Source organism: Nocardia sp. NPDC052254, from assembly GCF_040679495.1.
Classification (GTDB): domain Bacteria; phylum Actinomycetota; class Actinomycetes; order Mycobacteriales; family Mycobacteriaceae; genus Nocardia.
On sequence record NZ_JBFAUW010000003.1, the window covers coordinates 427,355 to 443,223 of the forward strand.

Annotated in this window: 12 protein-coding genes; 8 read left to right on the forward strand and 4 right to left on the reverse strand. The window is 68.4% G+C overall.

Annotated elements, in window-relative coordinates; all coding sequences use genetic code 11:
• Positions 1-110: 110 nt before the first annotated feature.
• Positions 111-1,541 (reverse strand): histidine kinase, encoded by a 1,431-nt coding sequence (locus AB0L57_RS10615; protein ID WP_364959848.1) that lies wholly within the window; start codon positions 1,539-1,541, stop codon positions 111-113.
• Between the two features lie 183 nt (positions 1,542-1,724).
• On the opposite strand from AB0L57_RS10615, the gene AB0L57_RS10620 reads away from it, so the two are divergent.
• The 4 genes from AB0L57_RS10620 to gatB all read left to right on the forward strand — a co-directional run bounded on the left by AB0L57_RS10620 (position 1,725) and on the right by gatB (position 6,928).
• A complete protein-coding gene (locus AB0L57_RS10620; RefSeq protein WP_364959850.1) occupies positions 1,725-2,045 on the forward strand; it encodes a hypothetical protein in 321 nt (106 codons plus the stop codon).
• A gap of 84 nt (positions 2,046-2,129) precedes the next feature.
• Positions 2,130-2,867: an ABC transporter ATP-binding protein gene (locus AB0L57_RS10625; RefSeq protein WP_364959852.1), complete on the forward strand. Its 738-nt coding sequence runs from the start codon at positions 2,130-2,132 to the stop codon at positions 2,865-2,867.
• Positions 2,864-5,353 carry an FtsX-like permease family protein gene (locus AB0L57_RS10630; protein WP_364959854.1) on the forward strand — a complete coding sequence of 830 codons (2,490 nt, stop codon included), beginning with the start codon at positions 2,864-2,866 and terminating at the stop codon, positions 5,351-5,353. Before AB0L57_RS10625 ends, AB0L57_RS10630 begins: the two co-directional genes overlap by 4 nt.
• A gap of 63 nt (positions 5,354-5,416) precedes the next feature.
• Complete coding sequence (gatB, locus tag AB0L57_RS10635) at positions 5,417-6,928, forward strand: Asp-tRNA(Asn)/Glu-tRNA(Gln) amidotransferase subunit GatB (RefSeq protein ID WP_364959856.1); 1,512 nt, start codon at positions 5,417-5,419, stop codon at positions 6,926-6,928.
• Positions 6,929-6,991: 63 nt separating this feature from the next.
• On the opposite strand, the gene AB0L57_RS10640 is transcribed toward gatB, so the two are convergent.
• On the reverse strand, positions 6,992-8,119 hold the full coding sequence (locus tag AB0L57_RS10640; protein WP_364959858.1) for a PQQ-dependent sugar dehydrogenase: 1,128 nt from the start codon (positions 8,117-8,119) through the stop codon (positions 6,992-6,994).
• A gap of 144 nt (positions 8,120-8,263) precedes the next feature.
• Between AB0L57_RS10640 and AB0L57_RS10645 the strand changes: the two genes are divergently transcribed.
• Both AB0L57_RS10645 and AB0L57_RS10650 read left to right on the forward strand, forming a co-directional pair.
• Positions 8,264-9,130: a DoxX family protein gene (locus tag AB0L57_RS10645; protein WP_364959860.1), complete on the forward strand. Its 867-nt coding sequence runs from the start codon at positions 8,264-8,266 to the stop codon at positions 9,128-9,130.
• 34 nt (positions 9,131-9,164) lie between these two features.
• Entirely contained in the window at positions 9,165-9,608 is a 444-nt protein-coding gene (locus AB0L57_RS10650) for a nuclear transport factor 2 family protein (RefSeq protein ID WP_364959861.1), read from the forward strand.
• A 348-nt stretch (positions 9,609-9,956) separates the two neighbouring features.
• Here AB0L57_RS10650 and ilvD read toward each other — a convergent pair whose 3' ends face one another.
• Together ilvD and AB0L57_RS10660 are read right to left on the reverse strand one after the other, a co-directional pair.
• Positions 9,957-11,798: a dihydroxy-acid dehydratase gene (gene ilvD, locus AB0L57_RS10655; protein ID WP_364959863.1), complete on the reverse strand. Its 1,842-nt coding sequence runs from the start codon at positions 11,796-11,798 to the stop codon at positions 9,957-9,959.
• 564 nt (positions 11,799-12,362) lie between these two features.
• Positions 12,363-12,911 (reverse strand): PH domain-containing protein, encoded by a 549-nt coding sequence (locus tag AB0L57_RS10660; RefSeq protein WP_364959865.1) that lies wholly within the window; start codon positions 12,909-12,911, stop codon positions 12,363-12,365.
• A gap of 422 nt (positions 12,912-13,333) precedes the next feature.
• On the opposite strand from AB0L57_RS10660, the gene AB0L57_RS10665 reads away from it, so the two are divergent.
• Both AB0L57_RS10665 and ilvN read left to right on the forward strand, forming a co-directional pair.
• Positions 13,334-15,331 carry an acetolactate synthase large subunit gene (locus AB0L57_RS10665; protein ID WP_364959867.1) on the forward strand — a complete coding sequence of 666 codons (1,998 nt, stop codon included), beginning with the start codon at positions 13,334-13,336 and terminating at the stop codon, positions 15,329-15,331.
• A complete protein-coding gene (ilvN, locus tag AB0L57_RS10670) occupies positions 15,328-15,831 on the forward strand; it encodes an acetolactate synthase small subunit (RefSeq protein WP_364959869.1) in 504 nt (167 codons plus the stop codon). Before AB0L57_RS10665 ends, ilvN begins: the two co-directional genes overlap by 4 nt.
• Positions 15,832-15,869 lie beyond the last annotated feature (38 nt).

The following is a 15,869-nucleotide window of genomic DNA, read 5'->3' on the forward strand; positions in this document are numbered from 1 at the left end:
GCACCCGGTCGGGCAGGTGAGCCGCTGCGCGAGTGTCGCTCACATGCCCTCCTGTGTTCTGCGGGACACCCGCGCCCGGTCGGGCAAATGAGCCGCTGCGCGAGTGTCGCTCACATGCCCTCCTGTCGCTTACGAGTGAGCGCCGTGATCGCCTCCTGCACCAGCGCCAGCGGATCCTCGAGTCCGGTGACCCGGCACGCGTCCGGGCGCTCGACCGGGATGCGCGCGCTGACCTGCCAGTCCGCACCGGCCCGCCCGGCCGTCAGACTGCCGCCCAGCGCGGTGGTGCGCTGGCGCATCCCGTTGATTCCCATCCCGCGGCCGGTGCGCGGCGCGGGTCCGGCGGGCAGGGTGTTGCGTACCCGCACCGACACCTCGGCATGGGTGACGGTGATCTCGAGCGTGGCGTCGGCGCCGGGCGCGTGCTTGGCGATGTTGGACAGTGATTCCTGGCTGATCCGATACAACGCCAGCCCGGTCGAGGCGGACACCGATCCGGCGTCGCCGGCGAGGGTGTAGTTCACCGGCAGGCCCGCACCCACGAAATCGGCGACCAGATCGGCGACATCGTCGAGTCCCGGTTCCGGCGTCGTCGCGGACGGGCGCTGATCCAGCAGTCCCACCGTGTGACGAATGTCGGCCATCGCCTGGCGGCCGAGTCGTTCCGCGTCACCGAGTGCGTCGATGGCCTCGTCGACATCGCGGTCCGTTTCCAGTGAGTGCCGGGCCGCGGTGAGATGCAGCAGCGTGACGCTGAGCGAGTGGGCGATCACATCGTGCACCTCGCGCGCGATGCGGCGGCGCTCGTCGTCGGCGGCCTGCACCGCGCGGATCTCCTGGTTCTCCCGTTCCTGATCGAGCGACTGCCGCTGGAACTGCAGCATCAGCCCGACCATCCAGCCCAGGACGATCCCGACCACGTATATCTGTACCTGGCGATCGCCGTAGCCGAGGGCGTAGAACAGCAGCATCTCCGCGATCGCGGCCGCCAGCCAGAACGCGCTGACCCGCTTCGGGGCGATGGCCGCGATCATGCCCACCATCACCGTCAGCACCAGCGACGAGCAGTCGGGCGAGACCGGCTGCAGCAAGAACAGTGCCTGCGCCGTGAGCGCGGACAGGCCGAACACCACCGGCTTCGGCGGTAGATCGAAGAAGAACATCACCGGATAGCAGGCGAACAGCAGCACCACCGCCAGGAAGGGCACCCCGGTGGCGAAGTAGTGGGTGCGCAGTGCGGCGGCCGCGATCGCCGCGATCATGACCGCGATGTCGGCGGTCACTACCACCGACATCGGGTAGCCGTAGGACATCTCCTCGACGCGCCTGCGCATGGTGCCGGCGGGATCGTGGATCAGATCGACGATCCGGCGCCCGAACCGGCTCAGGGCCAAGGGCAATGCGCCGGGTGGTTCGGCCGGAGGCTGCGATGTCCCCGGACCGTCCGCCTCCGGCTGTGCCGGGGCATCCGACGCCGCCGGAGTGGCCGACCCGGCCCGGGCAGGCCCGCCCCGGCGACCGTGGGCGCTGGTCAGGTCCATGGTCCAAGGCTAGTCGCCGTCGTGGCGCCGTCGCATCATTCCCGGAAAGGGCCCACGCTCCTACCGTGGTAGGACCTCGAGTCTCGTCCGCGGCACGACGAATCGGCAGGGTCGCGTCCGTAGCGTGAATCGCACAGCGTCCGGATGTGAGGTCCGGATGCCCGACTCGAGGGGACGAGTTCGATGACTTGGCAAGACCAGCACGCTCGGACCGAAATCCTGCACGAGGTACTCACCCGCGCCGCGGCGGATCCAGCCGCTCCCGGCCTGTTCCACGATCTGCCCGAATGTGATCGCTTGTTCGGCGGCCCCGCCGGACTGCTCGACGCACTGCGGTATCGGTGGGACAACCATCTGAACGCCAAACTCGATCAGGCGCTGACCGACGGGCAGTCGCCGGCCGAGGCGTATGCCGAACTATCTGCTGAACAGCCGGTTCTGCGCGCAGTACTCGATGCGCACGAGATCCGGCAGTGGCGGCGCGAGCCCGCCTTGGCACGCTGAGCGACAATCCGACCGGTCGCGATGTGATGCAGTCGCGTCGTCACCGGACCGACAGGAGAAAGAAAGAGGGGTGGGACCGCCACCATGTTGGAATTGACCGACATCGTGAGGGAATACCGAGTGGGCGACCAGCGGGTTCGTGCTCTCGACGGCATCAGCCTGCGGATCGAGGCGGGGGAGTTCACCTCGATCATCGGCCCGTCGGGTTCGGGCAAGAGCACGCTGCTGCATCTGCTCGGCGCGCTGGACTCACCGGATTCGGGTTCGATCCGATTCCGGGGTGAGGAGATCGGCGCACTCGACGACGACCGCCAATCCGAATTCCGCCGCCACCGTGTGGGTTTCGTCTTCCAGTTCTTCAACCTGCTTCCGACGCTGTCGGCCTGGGAGAATGTGGCGGTCCCGAAACTGCTGGACGGCACCGGATTACGCAAGGCCAAACCGCGAGCGCTGGAACTGCTCGATCGAGTCGGCCTCGCCGATCGCGCCGACCATCGTCCCGCCGAGATGTCGGGCGGGCAGATGCAGCGCGTCGCGGTGGCGCGGGCGCTGATCATGGATCCGCCGCTGATCCTGGCCGACGAGCCCACGGGCAATCTCGATTCCAGAACGGGCGCGGCCATTCTGGAGTTGCTCGGCGACATCTCCGGTGCCGGAAATTCGGTGGTGATGGTCACCCACGACATGGTCGCGGTCGAGTACTGCGATCGGGTGATCACACTGCGCGACGGACGCATCGGTTCCAACGAGCCGGTCGGCGGCCGGCGCGCCACGGCGGGTGACGACGAGGTCCGTGACGGCGACGAGGTGGTGCGCGCGTGATCACGGCCGGCTGGGATCGGCTGCGGCTGTTCAATATCGGTGAACTGTTCACCCACAAGGGCCGCACCGCGATGTCCATGGCGGTCATGGGGGTCTCGGCGGGTCTGCTGGTGGCGGTGCTGAGCATCTCCGGTTCGGTCACCGGTTCGGTGGACCGGCTCACGGCGGCCCTGGGTGGTAAGGCCCAGCTCGAGATCTCCGGGATCACCGAGAGCGGATTCACCCAGGACATGCTGCCGAAGGTGCGCCAGGTGCCCGGTGTGCAGGCCGCGGTGCCGATGATCCGCACCGGCGTCGGCGACCGGGCGGAGCACACCCTGCTGATCGGCGCGGATGCCTCCGTCTCGGCCCTCGGCAGCGATGTCGACGGCGCCATGCGCGATCAGGCCGCGAAACTGCTGTCGGTGCCGGACGGTGTGCTGGTCGGCGCCGCGCTGGGGCATCACGAGGGGGAGAAGTTCACCCTCGGTTCGACCGAGGTGACCGTCGCCGGGGTGATCGACGACGGCACCGCCCACAAGATCAACAGTGGTCATCTCGTGGTCGCCACGCTGCCGATCGCTCAGGAAATCGCCGGCCGCCCAGGCATGCTCGATTCCGTCCAGATCGTCCCCGAGCCGGGAGCCGATCTGGGACAGCTGCGTTCGGCACTCACCGCCGCGGTCGACGGCCGGGCGGTGGTGGCCGATCCGAGTCTGCGCGCCGCTCAGGCCGGTGGCGCCATCCAACTGGTGCGCTTCTCCACCACGATGGCATCGGCCGCCGCCCTGATCGTCTCGGCGTTCCTGATCTACAACGCGATGAGTATGGCGGTGGCACAACGGCGTCCGACGCTGTCACTGCTGCGCGCGATCGGCGGCAGACGGGGGCCCATGGTGCGCGACCTGATCGCCGAGGCCGCGGTCGTCGGCCTGCTCGGCGGGGCGATCGGCTCGGTGATCGGCATCTTCGCCGGACGCACCGCGATCAACCAGATCCCTTCGGCCATGATGGCCGCCATCGAGACCCGCACCGAATACATCGTGCCGTGGTACGCGATTCCGGCCGCGATCGCGGCCTGTGTGGTGGCCAGTGTCGCCGCCTCGGCCATCGCCGCCCGGCAGGTCTACAAGGTGCAGCCGATCGAGGCACTGGCGCCGGTAGGCGTGGGCAAGGCCGACGCGATCGGGCCGTGGTTGAAGGTGGCCTCGTTCATCGGCGGTGCGGCGCTGATCGTCGCGGCGATCTTCATCGCCCGTGCGGATCTCGGCCGGGTCTCGCTGGTCGCGATCTCGCTGTCCATCACGGGCGCGGTCGGTGTGTGCTTCGCGGCGATGGGCCCGATGGTCGCGATGGCGGCCGCGATCGCCCGGATCTTCGGTGCGCCGGGAGCTCTGGGCGCCACCACCGTCGAACGGGCGCCGCGGCGGGTGTGGGCCACCTCGATGACAGTGATGATCGGTGTCACCGCGGTGGTCGGAATGGGCGGCGCCTCGGCCAATCTCGTCGATTCGGCGACCGATTCGTTCTCCGATCTGGGAGAACGCGATGCCTACGTCAGCCCGACCTCGCTCGCTCAATTCCCCACCGGCCCGCTCCTTCCCGCGGATCTGAAGGAGAAGGTGCAGCGGGTGCCGGGCGTGGCCCGGGTGGGCTCGGGACAGATGGCCTTCGCGACCGTCGGCGGTGACCGGGTGATGCTGCAGGCCTACGAGTCGAATATCCGGTCCTCGATCCTCGACGGTCTGGGAGCCGATGTCCTGCACCGGATGTCGACCGGTGAGGGCGTGGTGCTGTCACGTGATGTGGCGCGTTCGCTGGGTGTCGGGCAGGGCGCGCGCATCCAACTGCCGACGACGAGCGGGATCCATTCGGTCGAGGTGCTGAAGGTGGTCCCGTACTTCTCGGCGCTGTCGGGCATCGTCCTGATGGATCTGGACGTCCTGCGCCAGTGGTACGAGCGGCCCGGTGAGACCGTTCTCGGCGTGGGGATGGACCCCGGTGTCGACAAGGCGAAGGTGATCGAGGCGATCCGGGCGGTCGCGCCGGGTATGCACGTCGACACCGGCCCGGAGGCACTCGCGGCGGTCGCTCGCGGCGTGCAACAGGGCACGTCGCTGTCGGGTTCGATTCTGTGGATCGTGGTGCTGGTGTCGACCGCGGCACTGTTGAACACACTGATGCTGTCGGTCCTGGAGCGCAGACGTGAGCTGGGCGTACTCCGCGCGATGGGTACCAGCCGCACATTCCTGTTGCGCACGGTGCTCACCGAGGCGGCCGGGATCGGATCGACCGGTGCGATCCTCGGCCTGCTGGTCGGTGCGGCGGTGCAATACCTGGCGACGATGGCGATGGGCCAGGCGATGACCATCGACGTCGTCTACCGGCCCAGTCCCATGTTGCCGATCTACGCGCTCGCCGCGCTGATATTGGCGCTGCTGGGCTCGATTCCGCCGTCGCTGCGCGCGGCGCGGATGCCGATCGTCGAGGCCATCGCCGTCGACTGATCCGGGCAGGAGGGGAAGCCCCACACGGCCGGGCGTGTGGGGCTGCTCCCTAAACTGGTCGACATGACTGCACCCACGGTGGACTTGATGGACTATGCCGACGTCATCGACCGGTACGAGCCGGTGCTGGGCATGGAGGTGCACGTCGAACTGGGCACCGCGACGAAGATGTTCTGCGGATGCCCCACCGTGTTCGGTGCCGAGCCCAACACCCAGGTGTGCCCGGTCTGCCTCGGCCTGCCGGGCGCGCTGCCGGTGGTCAACCAGCAGGCCGTCGAATCGGCGATCCGCATCGGTCTCGCGCTGAACTGCTCGATCACTCCGTGGGGCCGGTTCGCGCGCAAGAACTACTTCTACCCCGACCAGCCGAAGAACTATCAGATCAGCCAGTACGACGAGCCGATCGCCACCGACGGCTACCTCGATGTGGTGCTCGACGACGGCTCCGTCTTCCGCGTCGACATCGAACGCGCCCACATGGAGGAGGACACCGGTAAGTCGCTGCACGTGGGCGGCGCCACCGGCCGGATCCACGGTGCCAGCCACTCGCTACTGGACTACAACCGCGCGGGCGTGCCGTTGATCGAGATCGTCACCAAGCCCGTCACCGGCGCCGGTGAGCGTGCTCCCGAGGTGGCCCGCGCCTACGTCACCGCGCTGCGTGAGGTGCTCAAGTCGCTCGACGTCTCCGATGTGAAGATGGAGCAGGGTTCGCTGCGGTGTGACGCCAACGTCTCGCTGATGCCCAAGGGCGCCAAGGAATTCGGCACTCGCACCGAGACCAAGAACGTCAACTCACTGCGCAGTGTGGAGGTCGCGGTGCGGTTCGAGATGCGTCGCCAGGCCGCGGTGCTCGCCGACGGCGGCACCATCCTCATGGAGACCCGGCACTTCCACGAGACCGACGGCACCACCTCGCCCGGCCGCCCCAAGGAGTCCGCGGAGGACTACCGCTACTTCCCGGAACCGGATCTGGAGCCGATCGCCCCGGACGCCGGCTGGGTCGAGGAACTGCGCGGCACCATCCCCGAGTACCCATGGCTGCGCCGGGCACGTATCCAGGCCGAATGGGGTCTGTCCGATGAGGTGTTCCGCGATCTGGTCAACGCCGACGCACTGGACCTGATCATCGCCACGGTCGACGCCGGCACCACGGTGGACGCGGCCCGCGCCTGGTGGGTCAACTACCTCACCGAACAGGCCAAGGAGCGTGAGGTCACCCTCGAGGATCTGGCCATCACGCCGAAGCAGGTCGCCGAGGTCGTCGCACTGGTCGACGCCAAGACCATCAACTCCAAGGTCGCGCGCCAGGTCGTCGATTTCGTGCTGGCCGGTGAGGGCGATCCGGGACAGATCGTCGAGGCCAAGGGCCTGGGCATGGTGTCCGACGATTCCGCGCTGCAGGCCGAGGTCGACAAGGCGCTGGCGGCGAACCCGGATATCGCCGACAAGATCCGCTCCGGCAAGGTCCAGGCCGCCGGCAAGATCGTCGGCGATGTCATGAAGGCCACCCGCGGCCAGGCCGATGCCGCCCGCGTGCGCGAGCTGGTCCTCGCGGCCTGCGGCGCCGCCTGAGCGCACCGCCACACCGAAACGGGAAAGGCCCGGTCCGCCCGGACCGGGCCTTCGTCGTCACCGTCAGTCCGGTCCGCCACCGCCGCCACCCTGCGGCGGCGGGATGCGGACGATGCGGTCGTCCAGTGGTCCGGGGTTGCCGGACTTGTTGATCGTGCCCACCCACACATTGCCGTCCCCGCCGAGTGCCGCGCCGCCCAGCGAGCCGTACTTGTTCTGCGCGACCATCGTCGGTGCCGTGGTCACCGCGTGCGTCTTGGGGTCGGCGTCGGCGAAGGCCAGTGCCTTCAGCCCCGACATGGCGACCGCCACACCGTCCACGGCGGCGGCACAGCCGCCCGCTCCCGGTTTGTCGGGCCAGGTCCACGCGGTCGAGACGGTGCCGTCCTCGGCCAGTCGCTGCAGGCGGTCCTGGGTGGCGGTGCGGTCGGTGAACCAGACGCTGTCCTTGTGATCGGGGCACACTCCGCCGGCGGAGCCGATTCCGGACGCCAGCACCTTCGGATTCGCGTTGCCCGGGGCCGGATCGTCGATTTCGAGCAGTTTCCCGGCGAGTGATCCCGGATCGTTCGCCGACCCCGGATCGCCCGCGTCGCCGGTCAGCACCGCCAGTTTGGTGGGGCTGACGAAGGCCAGTGAACCGTGATTTCCGTCGGCGCCCTTGGGGATTCCGGTGAGGATGGGTTTCGGCTCACCGCCCGCGCCGATCCGCACCACGCGATTGTCCGAGGCGGTGGTGATGTAGGCGTAGATCAATCCGTCCTCGCCATAACTCGGCGAGAGCGCGACATCGCCGAGCCCGCCGTCGCCGGCGGCGTCGACATCGACGCGGGTGACCTCCAGCGGCGGCGGTGGCGTATCGCTCGGCCCGACGGCGGTGACCTTCAGAATGCGTCCCGTGACGCGCTCGGTGACCAGTGCCTGCTGCCCGTCCGGCAGCACCGTCAACCCACCCGTGGTGTCCAGGCACGACACCACGACCGACGGATCGGGGTCGATACACGGCCCGGCCGGACGCTGTCCGGTGGGTGGTGCCTTCGGTTCGCTGCTCGGGCCCTGTCCCTCGGGCTGGATGGTCGGTGCGGGCGAGAACGGGCCGGACGCGGAATCGTCGAATTGAGCACAGCCCGCCACCAGGCCGGCGGTGACGGCGAGGATCGACGCGACACGGCCGACGACAACCACACTCATTGCCCAAACGTTACGGAAATACGGCGGCGCGCGCTCGCAGGGGGTGGCGCACCCTGGCCAAGGCACTGGTCATCCCGCCCGCCGTCGTCGGACACGCCGAGAACGGACTACGCACCCGCGCGTTTCCCGTCATACTCTGTGCCCGTGACGGACAAGCCGAAACAACCACCGGAATCCAACCAGCCGCAGCCGCCGGCGACCGGACCGTTGGCGCGCAGCCCCTACGACAATCCGACCGGTGAATTCCCCTCGGTGAAACCGGCCGCGGGCAAGGACGTTCCACGCACCGAGGACGATCTGGGCCTGGACCCGGAGGTTCCGTCCTCGGGCGCGGCGAAGCCGGCGGGCGCCGAACCGGGCGCTGCGGCGGCCGCCGAACCGGGCGCTGCGGCAGGGGCCGAACCGGGCGCCGAGGCGCCCACCTATGCGTTCGCGAGCATCCCACCGGCGCGGACCAACGGCGATACCGAACGTCTCCGTCGCCCACGCGAATACCGGCGCGGCACCCTGGATCTGGGCCTGCTCGTGCTGCGCCTGACCCTCGGCCTCACCTTCCTCTACCACGGGATGCAGAAGCTGGCGGGCTGGTTCCACGGCCCCGGCCTGGACGGCACCCGGCACATGCTCGAACAGGGCGGCTGGAAGCACATCGAGTTGTCCACGGCGATGCTCACCGTCTCCGAGGTCGGCGGTGGCGCATTGATCGTGCTCGGCCTGGCCACACCGCTGGCAGCCGGTGCGGTCCTCGCCTCCATCTCGACCGCGTGGCTGTGGAAGCAGGGGATGGCTCCCGATTTCCAGTACAAGACAGTCGAGTTGGAGTCGATCCTCGCCGCTCTGGCGGCCACCCTCATCCTCACCGGGCCCGGTCGCCTGTCCTTCGACCGCAACCGTGGCTGGGCCGTCCGCCCGTCCTGGGGTTCGTTCGTCTGCCTGATCCTCGGTCTCGCGGCGGCGGCCGGCGGGTGGTTCGTCCTGCACGGCGGCAACCCGTTCGTCGGCATCTTCTGACACCCGCTCGCCACCGGTTCCAGGAGTCGCCCGCATGTCGCATGCCGCCGAATCATCCAGTCATCGCGCGATCGAACGCCTGATCGCCGACTACGCGCTGTTCGTCGACCGAGGCGATTTCAGCGCTGTCGGCGAATTGTTCGCCACCGCGACATTCGGCGGCAGCGGTGCGCGGATCGAGGGCAGTGCCGCCGTGGAGCAGCTGCTGACCGGCACCGTGATCCGCTACGACGACGGCACGCCCCGCACCAAGCACCTGGTCACCAACCTGGTGATCGAGGTCGACGAGGACCGGGGAACCGCAACGGGCCGATCGTATTTCACGGTCCTGCAAGCCACGACCGATCTGCCGCTGCAACCCATCGTCAGCGGCCGCTACGACGACCGCTTCCACCGCGCCGGAGAGCAGTGGGCGTTCGCGGAACGCGCGGTGACGATGGATCTGATCGGCGACCTCAGCCGCCACCTGCGCCGGTAGGCACAGCACTCTGCGCCGCAGAGCTGGCTGCTCCCGAGTGACCCGAGGAAAACGCCCGCTCCCTTCGAGAGAGCGGGCGTTTCGCGCACTGAACGGCTGTCCACGTCCCGCAACGAAACGAAAGGCCGCCCCCACAACGGGAGCGGCCTTTCCAGCTGTCACATCGTCGATCCCGGTCGTCCGGGATCGACTGGTCTCTTCACCCAGCGCAACAACTGATCTCGGACGCACATGGGTAACTCACCGGGCAAGGCCAGATCGCAACAACCACCTGACGTAAGACCGGCGACCCGGAGTGGCCCCGTGCCCAACGACACGCTGAAAACCCGGGGAGGCGGCTACAGCCGGCTACGGCACGCGGCGGACGGCTCCCTTGTCGGCCGACGTCGCCAGCGCGGCGTACGCGCGCAGCGCGGTGGTGACCGGCCGCTCGCGATTCACCGGCTGCCACGGGCGTTCCCGCGCTTCCATTTTCGCGCGGCGCTCGGCCAGCACCTCGTCGTCGACCAGCAGTTCCAGTGCGCGGGTGTGCACGTCGACCCGGATGCGGTCGCCGTCCTCGATGAGGCCGATGGCGCCGCCGCTGGCCGCCTCGGGGGAGATGTGGCCGATCGACAGGCCCGAGGTGCCGCCGGAGAAGCGGCCGTCGGTGATCAGCGCGCACACCTTGCCCAGGCCGAGGCCCTTGAGGAACGAGGTGGGGTGCAGCATCTCCTGCATACCGGGACCACCGGAGGGGCCCTCGTAGCGGATCACGACCACATCGCCGGGCTGGATCTTCTTGCCGAGGATGGCCGAGACCGCGTCCTCCTGGGACTCCAGCACCACGGCCGGGCCCTCGAAGGTGAACAGGTCCTCGTCGATACCGGCGGTCTTGAGGATCGCGCCGTCGAGGGCGATGTTGCCCCGCAGCACGCACAGGCCGCCCTCGACGGTGTAAGCGTGTTCGATATCGCGGATGCAGCCGCCTACGGCATCCGTATCCAGTGACGACCAGCGGTTCTCGGTGGAGAACGGCACGGTGGTCCGGACCCCGCCGGGTGCGGCGTGGAACAACTCGAGCGCCTCGTCGGAGGCCTTGCCCGAACGGATGTCCCAGTTGTCGAGCCATTCGTCGAAGCTGCGGGTGTGCACGGTGGAGACGTCGGTCTCCAGCAGGCCCGCGCGCCGCAGTTCGCCCAGGATGGCGGGGATGCCGCCGGCGCGGTGCACGTCCTCCATGTGGTAATCGGAGTTGGGCGAGACCTTCGACAGGCACGGCACGCGACGGCTGATCTCGTCGATGGTGCCCAGATCGAAGTCGATCTCACCCTCCTGCGCGGCGGCCAGGGTGTGCAGCACGGTGTTGGTGGAGCCGCCCATGGCGACGTCGAGCGCCATCGCGTTGCGGAAGGCCTTGGCGTTGGCCACGTTTCGCGGCAGCACCGACTCGTCGTCGTCGCGGTACCAGCGGGTGGCGATGTCGACGATCGCCGATCCGGCCCGCTCGAACAGGGCGCGGCGCGCGGCGTGGGTGGCCAGGGTGGAGCCGTTGCCCGGCAGTGCCAGGCCCAGCGCCTCGGTGAGGCAGTTCATCGAGTTGGCGGTGAACATGCCCGAACAGGAACCGCAGGTGGGGCAGGCGCTGCGCTCGACCTCGCTGAGGCCGTCGTCGCTGACCGCACTGGAGGCGCTGGCGGAGATGGCGGTGATCAGATCGGTGGGCGCCTGCGCGACACCGTCGACGACCACTGCCTTACCGGCCTCCATCGGACCGCCGGAGACGAACACCGCCGGAATGTTCAGGCGCATGGCGGCATTGAGCATGCCGGGGGTGATCTTGTCGCAGTTGGAGATGCACACCAGCGCGTCGGCGGTGTGCGCGTTGGCCATGTATTCCACCGAGTCGGCGATGATCTCGCGGCTGGGCAGCGAGTAGAGCATGCCGCCGTGGCCCATGGCGATGCCGTCGTCCACGGCGATGGTGTGGAATTCGCGCGGGACACCGCCCGCGGCGCGGACCGCGTCGGCGACGATCTCGCCGACATCCTTGAGATGCACATGGCCGGGCACGAACTGGGTGTAGGAGTTCGCGATCGCGACGATCGGCTTACCGAAGTCGGAATCGGTGAGGCCGGTGGCCCGCCAGAGTGCGCGTGCGCCTGCGGCATTGCGTCCGGCGGTGGTGGTTCGTGAGCGAAGCGGTGGCATGTATTCGGTCCTCGATGGTCGGCTCTGGACGGCAACTGACGTCGCCGCCGGGCGGCACGGTGGCCGGAGCGGCTCTACTTGTCGCAGCGCCTCTGCGCGTCGCGGCCGTACTCGTCCGGCTGGTCTCCGGTCGCGCGGCCGAGGGCTGATCGGCCTGCGCGCTGAGCGTCTCGTCGGCGAGGTGTCGTCGGCAGAGTGGTCTGGTCGCCAGGAGCAGAGTGTCTGTTCGGCATCGTCACGTTACTCCCGTCACCGGATTGTCCTCACCGGAGGCGGGGGAGCCGAGCGCCGCGGGGTTGTGCGGCGCGCGACGTCGTCGAGCGGTCCGAACGGCCGGTACCGGTGGGCTTCGGCCACGGACCTCGCCGCGACCGGTTCGTCACGGCGATCGTGCGCCCGATGATCGGGCGCACCTTGTGGGCAGCGCCTCCTGCTGCCCGATTTGTTCCCCACAGCCGGGCCTGTGGAGTGTGAAAGATCCCACGTCCGGGCCGAGTGATCGAGTGCGGATCCCAGGTGTCGCCGAAACGGCCGAGAGTGGGTGCGCCGGGTCCGGGACCCGGCTCAGTCGCGAGCGGTGTTACCGGGGGTGGTGTCGTCGGGTGCCGCGTCATCGGAGGTCACGCCGCCGGGAGCCGGGTCGGTGGCGGCCGTGTCGTCCGAAGTCGTGTCACCGGCGGTGGCGTCGCCGGGAGCAGCGCTGTCGGAGGTCGCCTCGTCCGCCCGGGCGGGCGCCGTGGCACTCGCAGCCGGTTGTGCGAACGGATCCGGAATCCGCCCACCCGATGCCGCGATCAGGTCCTTCAACCGGTCGTAACTCACCGCGGGCAGGGCCTTCTCGGAGTCGTCGGTCAGATGCACCCGCACGAAGCCGCGCTTGGGAATTCGCAGGCCCTTGATCTGTGCCCAGTCGATATGCCCCGATCCGAAGACCGTGCGCGTATCGAGGCCCGCCGCCGATACCGTGGTCTGCGTGCGCTCGACCCACCAGGCCGCCGCGATCGGGATCAGGAACAGGATCCACAGCACCGCGGGCCAGCCGAAGAAGGGGAACGCCGCACAGATCAGCAGGATGAACACCGCGAGATGGCCGAGCCGAGGGATACGGATCACACGCCCCGTATCGGTTCCGCCCTCGGCGGTGTGGGACGATTGAGCTGGTGGCACGGACTGCTGCGGCGATGACACACCCACATCCTCGCATCATGGTGAAGCGACACTCGAACCGCCCCGTCTCACATAATGAGACACCGTACGTCAAGGAATTTGACTCATCGACTTGCGCGCGCCTACCGTCGAGCGCGTGAATCGAAACGAGCTTCTCGTAATCGGCCGGCGCGTCCAGCGCTGAGCCTGACGACTGAGGTCGAATACGTCAGCTCGCAACTGCGACGCGCCACCCTCGCTCAGCCACCGGCTGACGGGGGCTTTTTTGTGTTCGGACAAGTTGTGTTCAGGGCTTCGATGCTCGCGAACGCCCCGCAGGCGCCGTGAGAAGACCGAAACCGTGAACGACAAGCAGTAAGGAAAAGACGGTGAGCGCACCAACAGCCCGGCCCGGGCCCTCGGCCCGCAGGCCCGCGCCTTCGGCCTCTTCGCCGACTCCCGCGGCTGCCGCCGCGACCGGAAACCGCCGCCAGGTCCCGCCCGAGAAGGTGACCGGGGCCCAGTCCGTCGTCCGCTCCCTCGAGGAGCTCGGCGTCGACACGGTATTCGGTATTCCCGGCGGTGCGATCCTTCCCGTCTACGACCCGCTCTTCGATTCCACCCGGGTGCGTCACGTCCTGGTCCGGCACGAGCAGGGCGCCGGTCACGCGGCGACCGGCTATGCCCAGGCCACCGGCAAGGTCGGTGTGTGCATGGCCACCTCCGGTCCCGGTGCGACCAACCTGGTCACCCCGATCGCGGACGCGCAGATGGATTCGGTGCCGCTGGTGGCGATCACCGGACAGGTCGGCCGCAGTCTGATCGGGACCGACGCCTTCCAGGAAGCCGACATCTCCGGCATCACCATGGCGTGCACCAAGCACAACTTCCTGGTCAACGACGCGATCGACATCCCGCGTCTCATCGCCGAGGCATTCCACCTGGCTTCTTCCGGCCGGCCCGGCGCCGTGCTGGTCGACATCCCGAAGGATGTGCTGCAGGCGCAGACCACCTTCAGCTGGCCGCCGGAGATGCGGCTGCCCGGCTATCGCCCGGTCACCAAGCCGCACGGCAAGCAGGTGCGCGAGGCGGCCCGGCTCATCGCCGAGGCCAAGGCGCCGGTGCTCTACGTCGGCGGCGGTGTGATCAAGGCCGATGCCTCGTCGGAGCTGCTGGAGCTGGCCGAGCTCACCGGCATCCCGGTGGTCACCACGCTGATGGCGCGGGGCGCGTTCCCCGACAGCCACACCCTGAACATGGGTATGCCGGGTATGCACGGCACCGTGGGAGCGGTTGCGGCGCTGCAGAAGTCGGATCTGCTGATCACCCTGGGCGCTCGTTTCGACGACCGCGTCACCGGGCAGCTGGATTCCTTCGCACCGCACGCCAAGGTGATCCACGCCGATATCGACCCGGCCGAGATCGGCAAGAACCGCCACGCGGACGTGCCGATCGTGGGTGACTGCCGCGAGGTCATCACCGAGCTGATCGAGACCCTCAAGGCCGATCCGGTCTTGGCTGCGGAAAAGGCGACCGAGTCTTCTGGTCGCTCCGCAGGCTCCGCTCCGATGCTGAACCTGGAATCCTGGTGGACCTACCTCGGCGGGATCCGCGAGCAGTACCCGCTGGGCTACGGCCCGACCTCCGACGGTTCGCTGTCGCCGGAGTTCGTCATCGAGACCCTGGGCCGCCTGGCCGGACCCGAGGCCGTCTATGTCGCCGGCGTCGGTCAGCACCAGATGTGGGCCGCGCAGTTCGTCAAGTACGAGAAGCCGCGCACCTGGCTGAACTCCGGTGGTCTGGGCACCATGGGCTACGCCGTGCCCGCCGCCATGGGCGCCAAGATGGGCGCGCCGGACAAAGAGGTGTGGGCGGTCGACGGTGACGGCTGCTTCCAGATGACCAACCAGGAACTGGCCACCTGTGCCGTGGAGGGCGTGCCGATCAAGGTCGCGCTGATCAACAACGGCAACCTGGGCATGGTCCGGCAGTGGCAGACGCTGTTCTACGAGAAGCGGTACTCCAACACCGACCTGGGCACCCACACCCTGCGCATCCCCGATTTCGTCAAGCTCGCGGAAGCGCTGGGCTGCCACGGAATTCGCGTGGAGAAGGAAGAGGAGGTGGAGGCCGCGATCCGCGAGGCCCAGTCCATCAACGACCGCCCCGTGGTGATCGACTTCATCGTCGGCAAGGACGCGCAGGTGTGGCCGATGGTCGCCGCCGGCACCTCCAATGACGAGATCATGGCCGCGCGCGGCATCCGCCCGCTGTTCGACGACGACGAGCAGGCCTCCGAGCCCGCCGTCATCCACGAGGCCATGTCACATGACCAGGCGAGCGTGTCGGCGCACGAACGGGCTTCGCAGAAGGGGACCAACCTGTGAGCACGACCCATACCCTCAGCGTGCTGGTGGAGGACAAACCCGGTGTGCTGGCCCGGGTGGCGAGCCTGTTCTCCCGGCGTGGATTCAATATCGAATCCCTGGCCGTGGGCGGCACCGAGGTTCCCGAGATCTCGCGCATGACCATCGTGGTCACCGTGGAGGATCTGCCGCTGGAACAGGTCACCAAGCAGCTCAACAAACTGGTGAACGTCATCAAGATCGTGGAGCAGGACGCCGATGCCTCGGTGGCCCGCGAATTGATCCTGGTGAAGGTGCGCGCCGATGCCAGTGTGCGCACCCAGGTGATCGAGGCGGCCAACCTGTTCCGGGCTAAGGTCATCGACGTGTCGCCGGACGCGCTGACCGTCGAGGCGACCGGTACCCGGTCCAAGCTCGAGGCGCTGCTGCGGATGCTGGAACCGTACGGAATCCGTGAGATCGTGCAGTCCGGCGTGGTGGCCGTGGGGCGTGGACCGAAATCCATCACCGCGACCCGTTAACACTTATTCAGAAGAATCAACGAAGGGACACAATCACA

What these genes read in the sequence shown, in the direction of transcription:
- AB0L57_RS10615 (WP_364959848.1), bottom strand. Translation starts at nt 1,541, where the DNA reads ATGGACCTGACCAGCGCCCACGGTCGCCGGGGCGGGCCTGCCCGGGCC.
- AB0L57_RS10620 (WP_364959850.1), top strand. Translation starts at nt 1,725, where the DNA reads ATGACTTGGCAAGACCAGCACGCTCGGACCGAAATCCTGCACGAGGTA.
- AB0L57_RS10625 (WP_364959852.1), top strand. Translation starts at nt 2,130, where the DNA reads ATGTTGGAATTGACCGACATCGTGAGGGAATACCGAGTGGGCGACCAG.
- gatB (WP_364959856.1), top strand. Translation starts at nt 5,417, where the DNA reads ATGACTGCACCCACGGTGGACTTGATGGACTATGCCGACGTCATCGAC.
- AB0L57_RS10640 (WP_364959858.1), bottom strand. Translation starts at nt 8,119, where the DNA reads ATGAGTGTGGTTGTCGTCGGCCGTGTCGCGTCGATCCTCGCCGTCACC.
- AB0L57_RS10650 (WP_364959861.1), top strand. Translation starts at nt 9,165, where the DNA reads ATGTCGCATGCCGCCGAATCATCCAGTCATCGCGCGATCGAACGCCTG.
- ilvD (WP_364959863.1), bottom strand. Translation starts at nt 11,798, where the DNA reads ATGCCACCGCTTCGCTCACGAACCACCACCGCCGGACGCAATGCCGCA.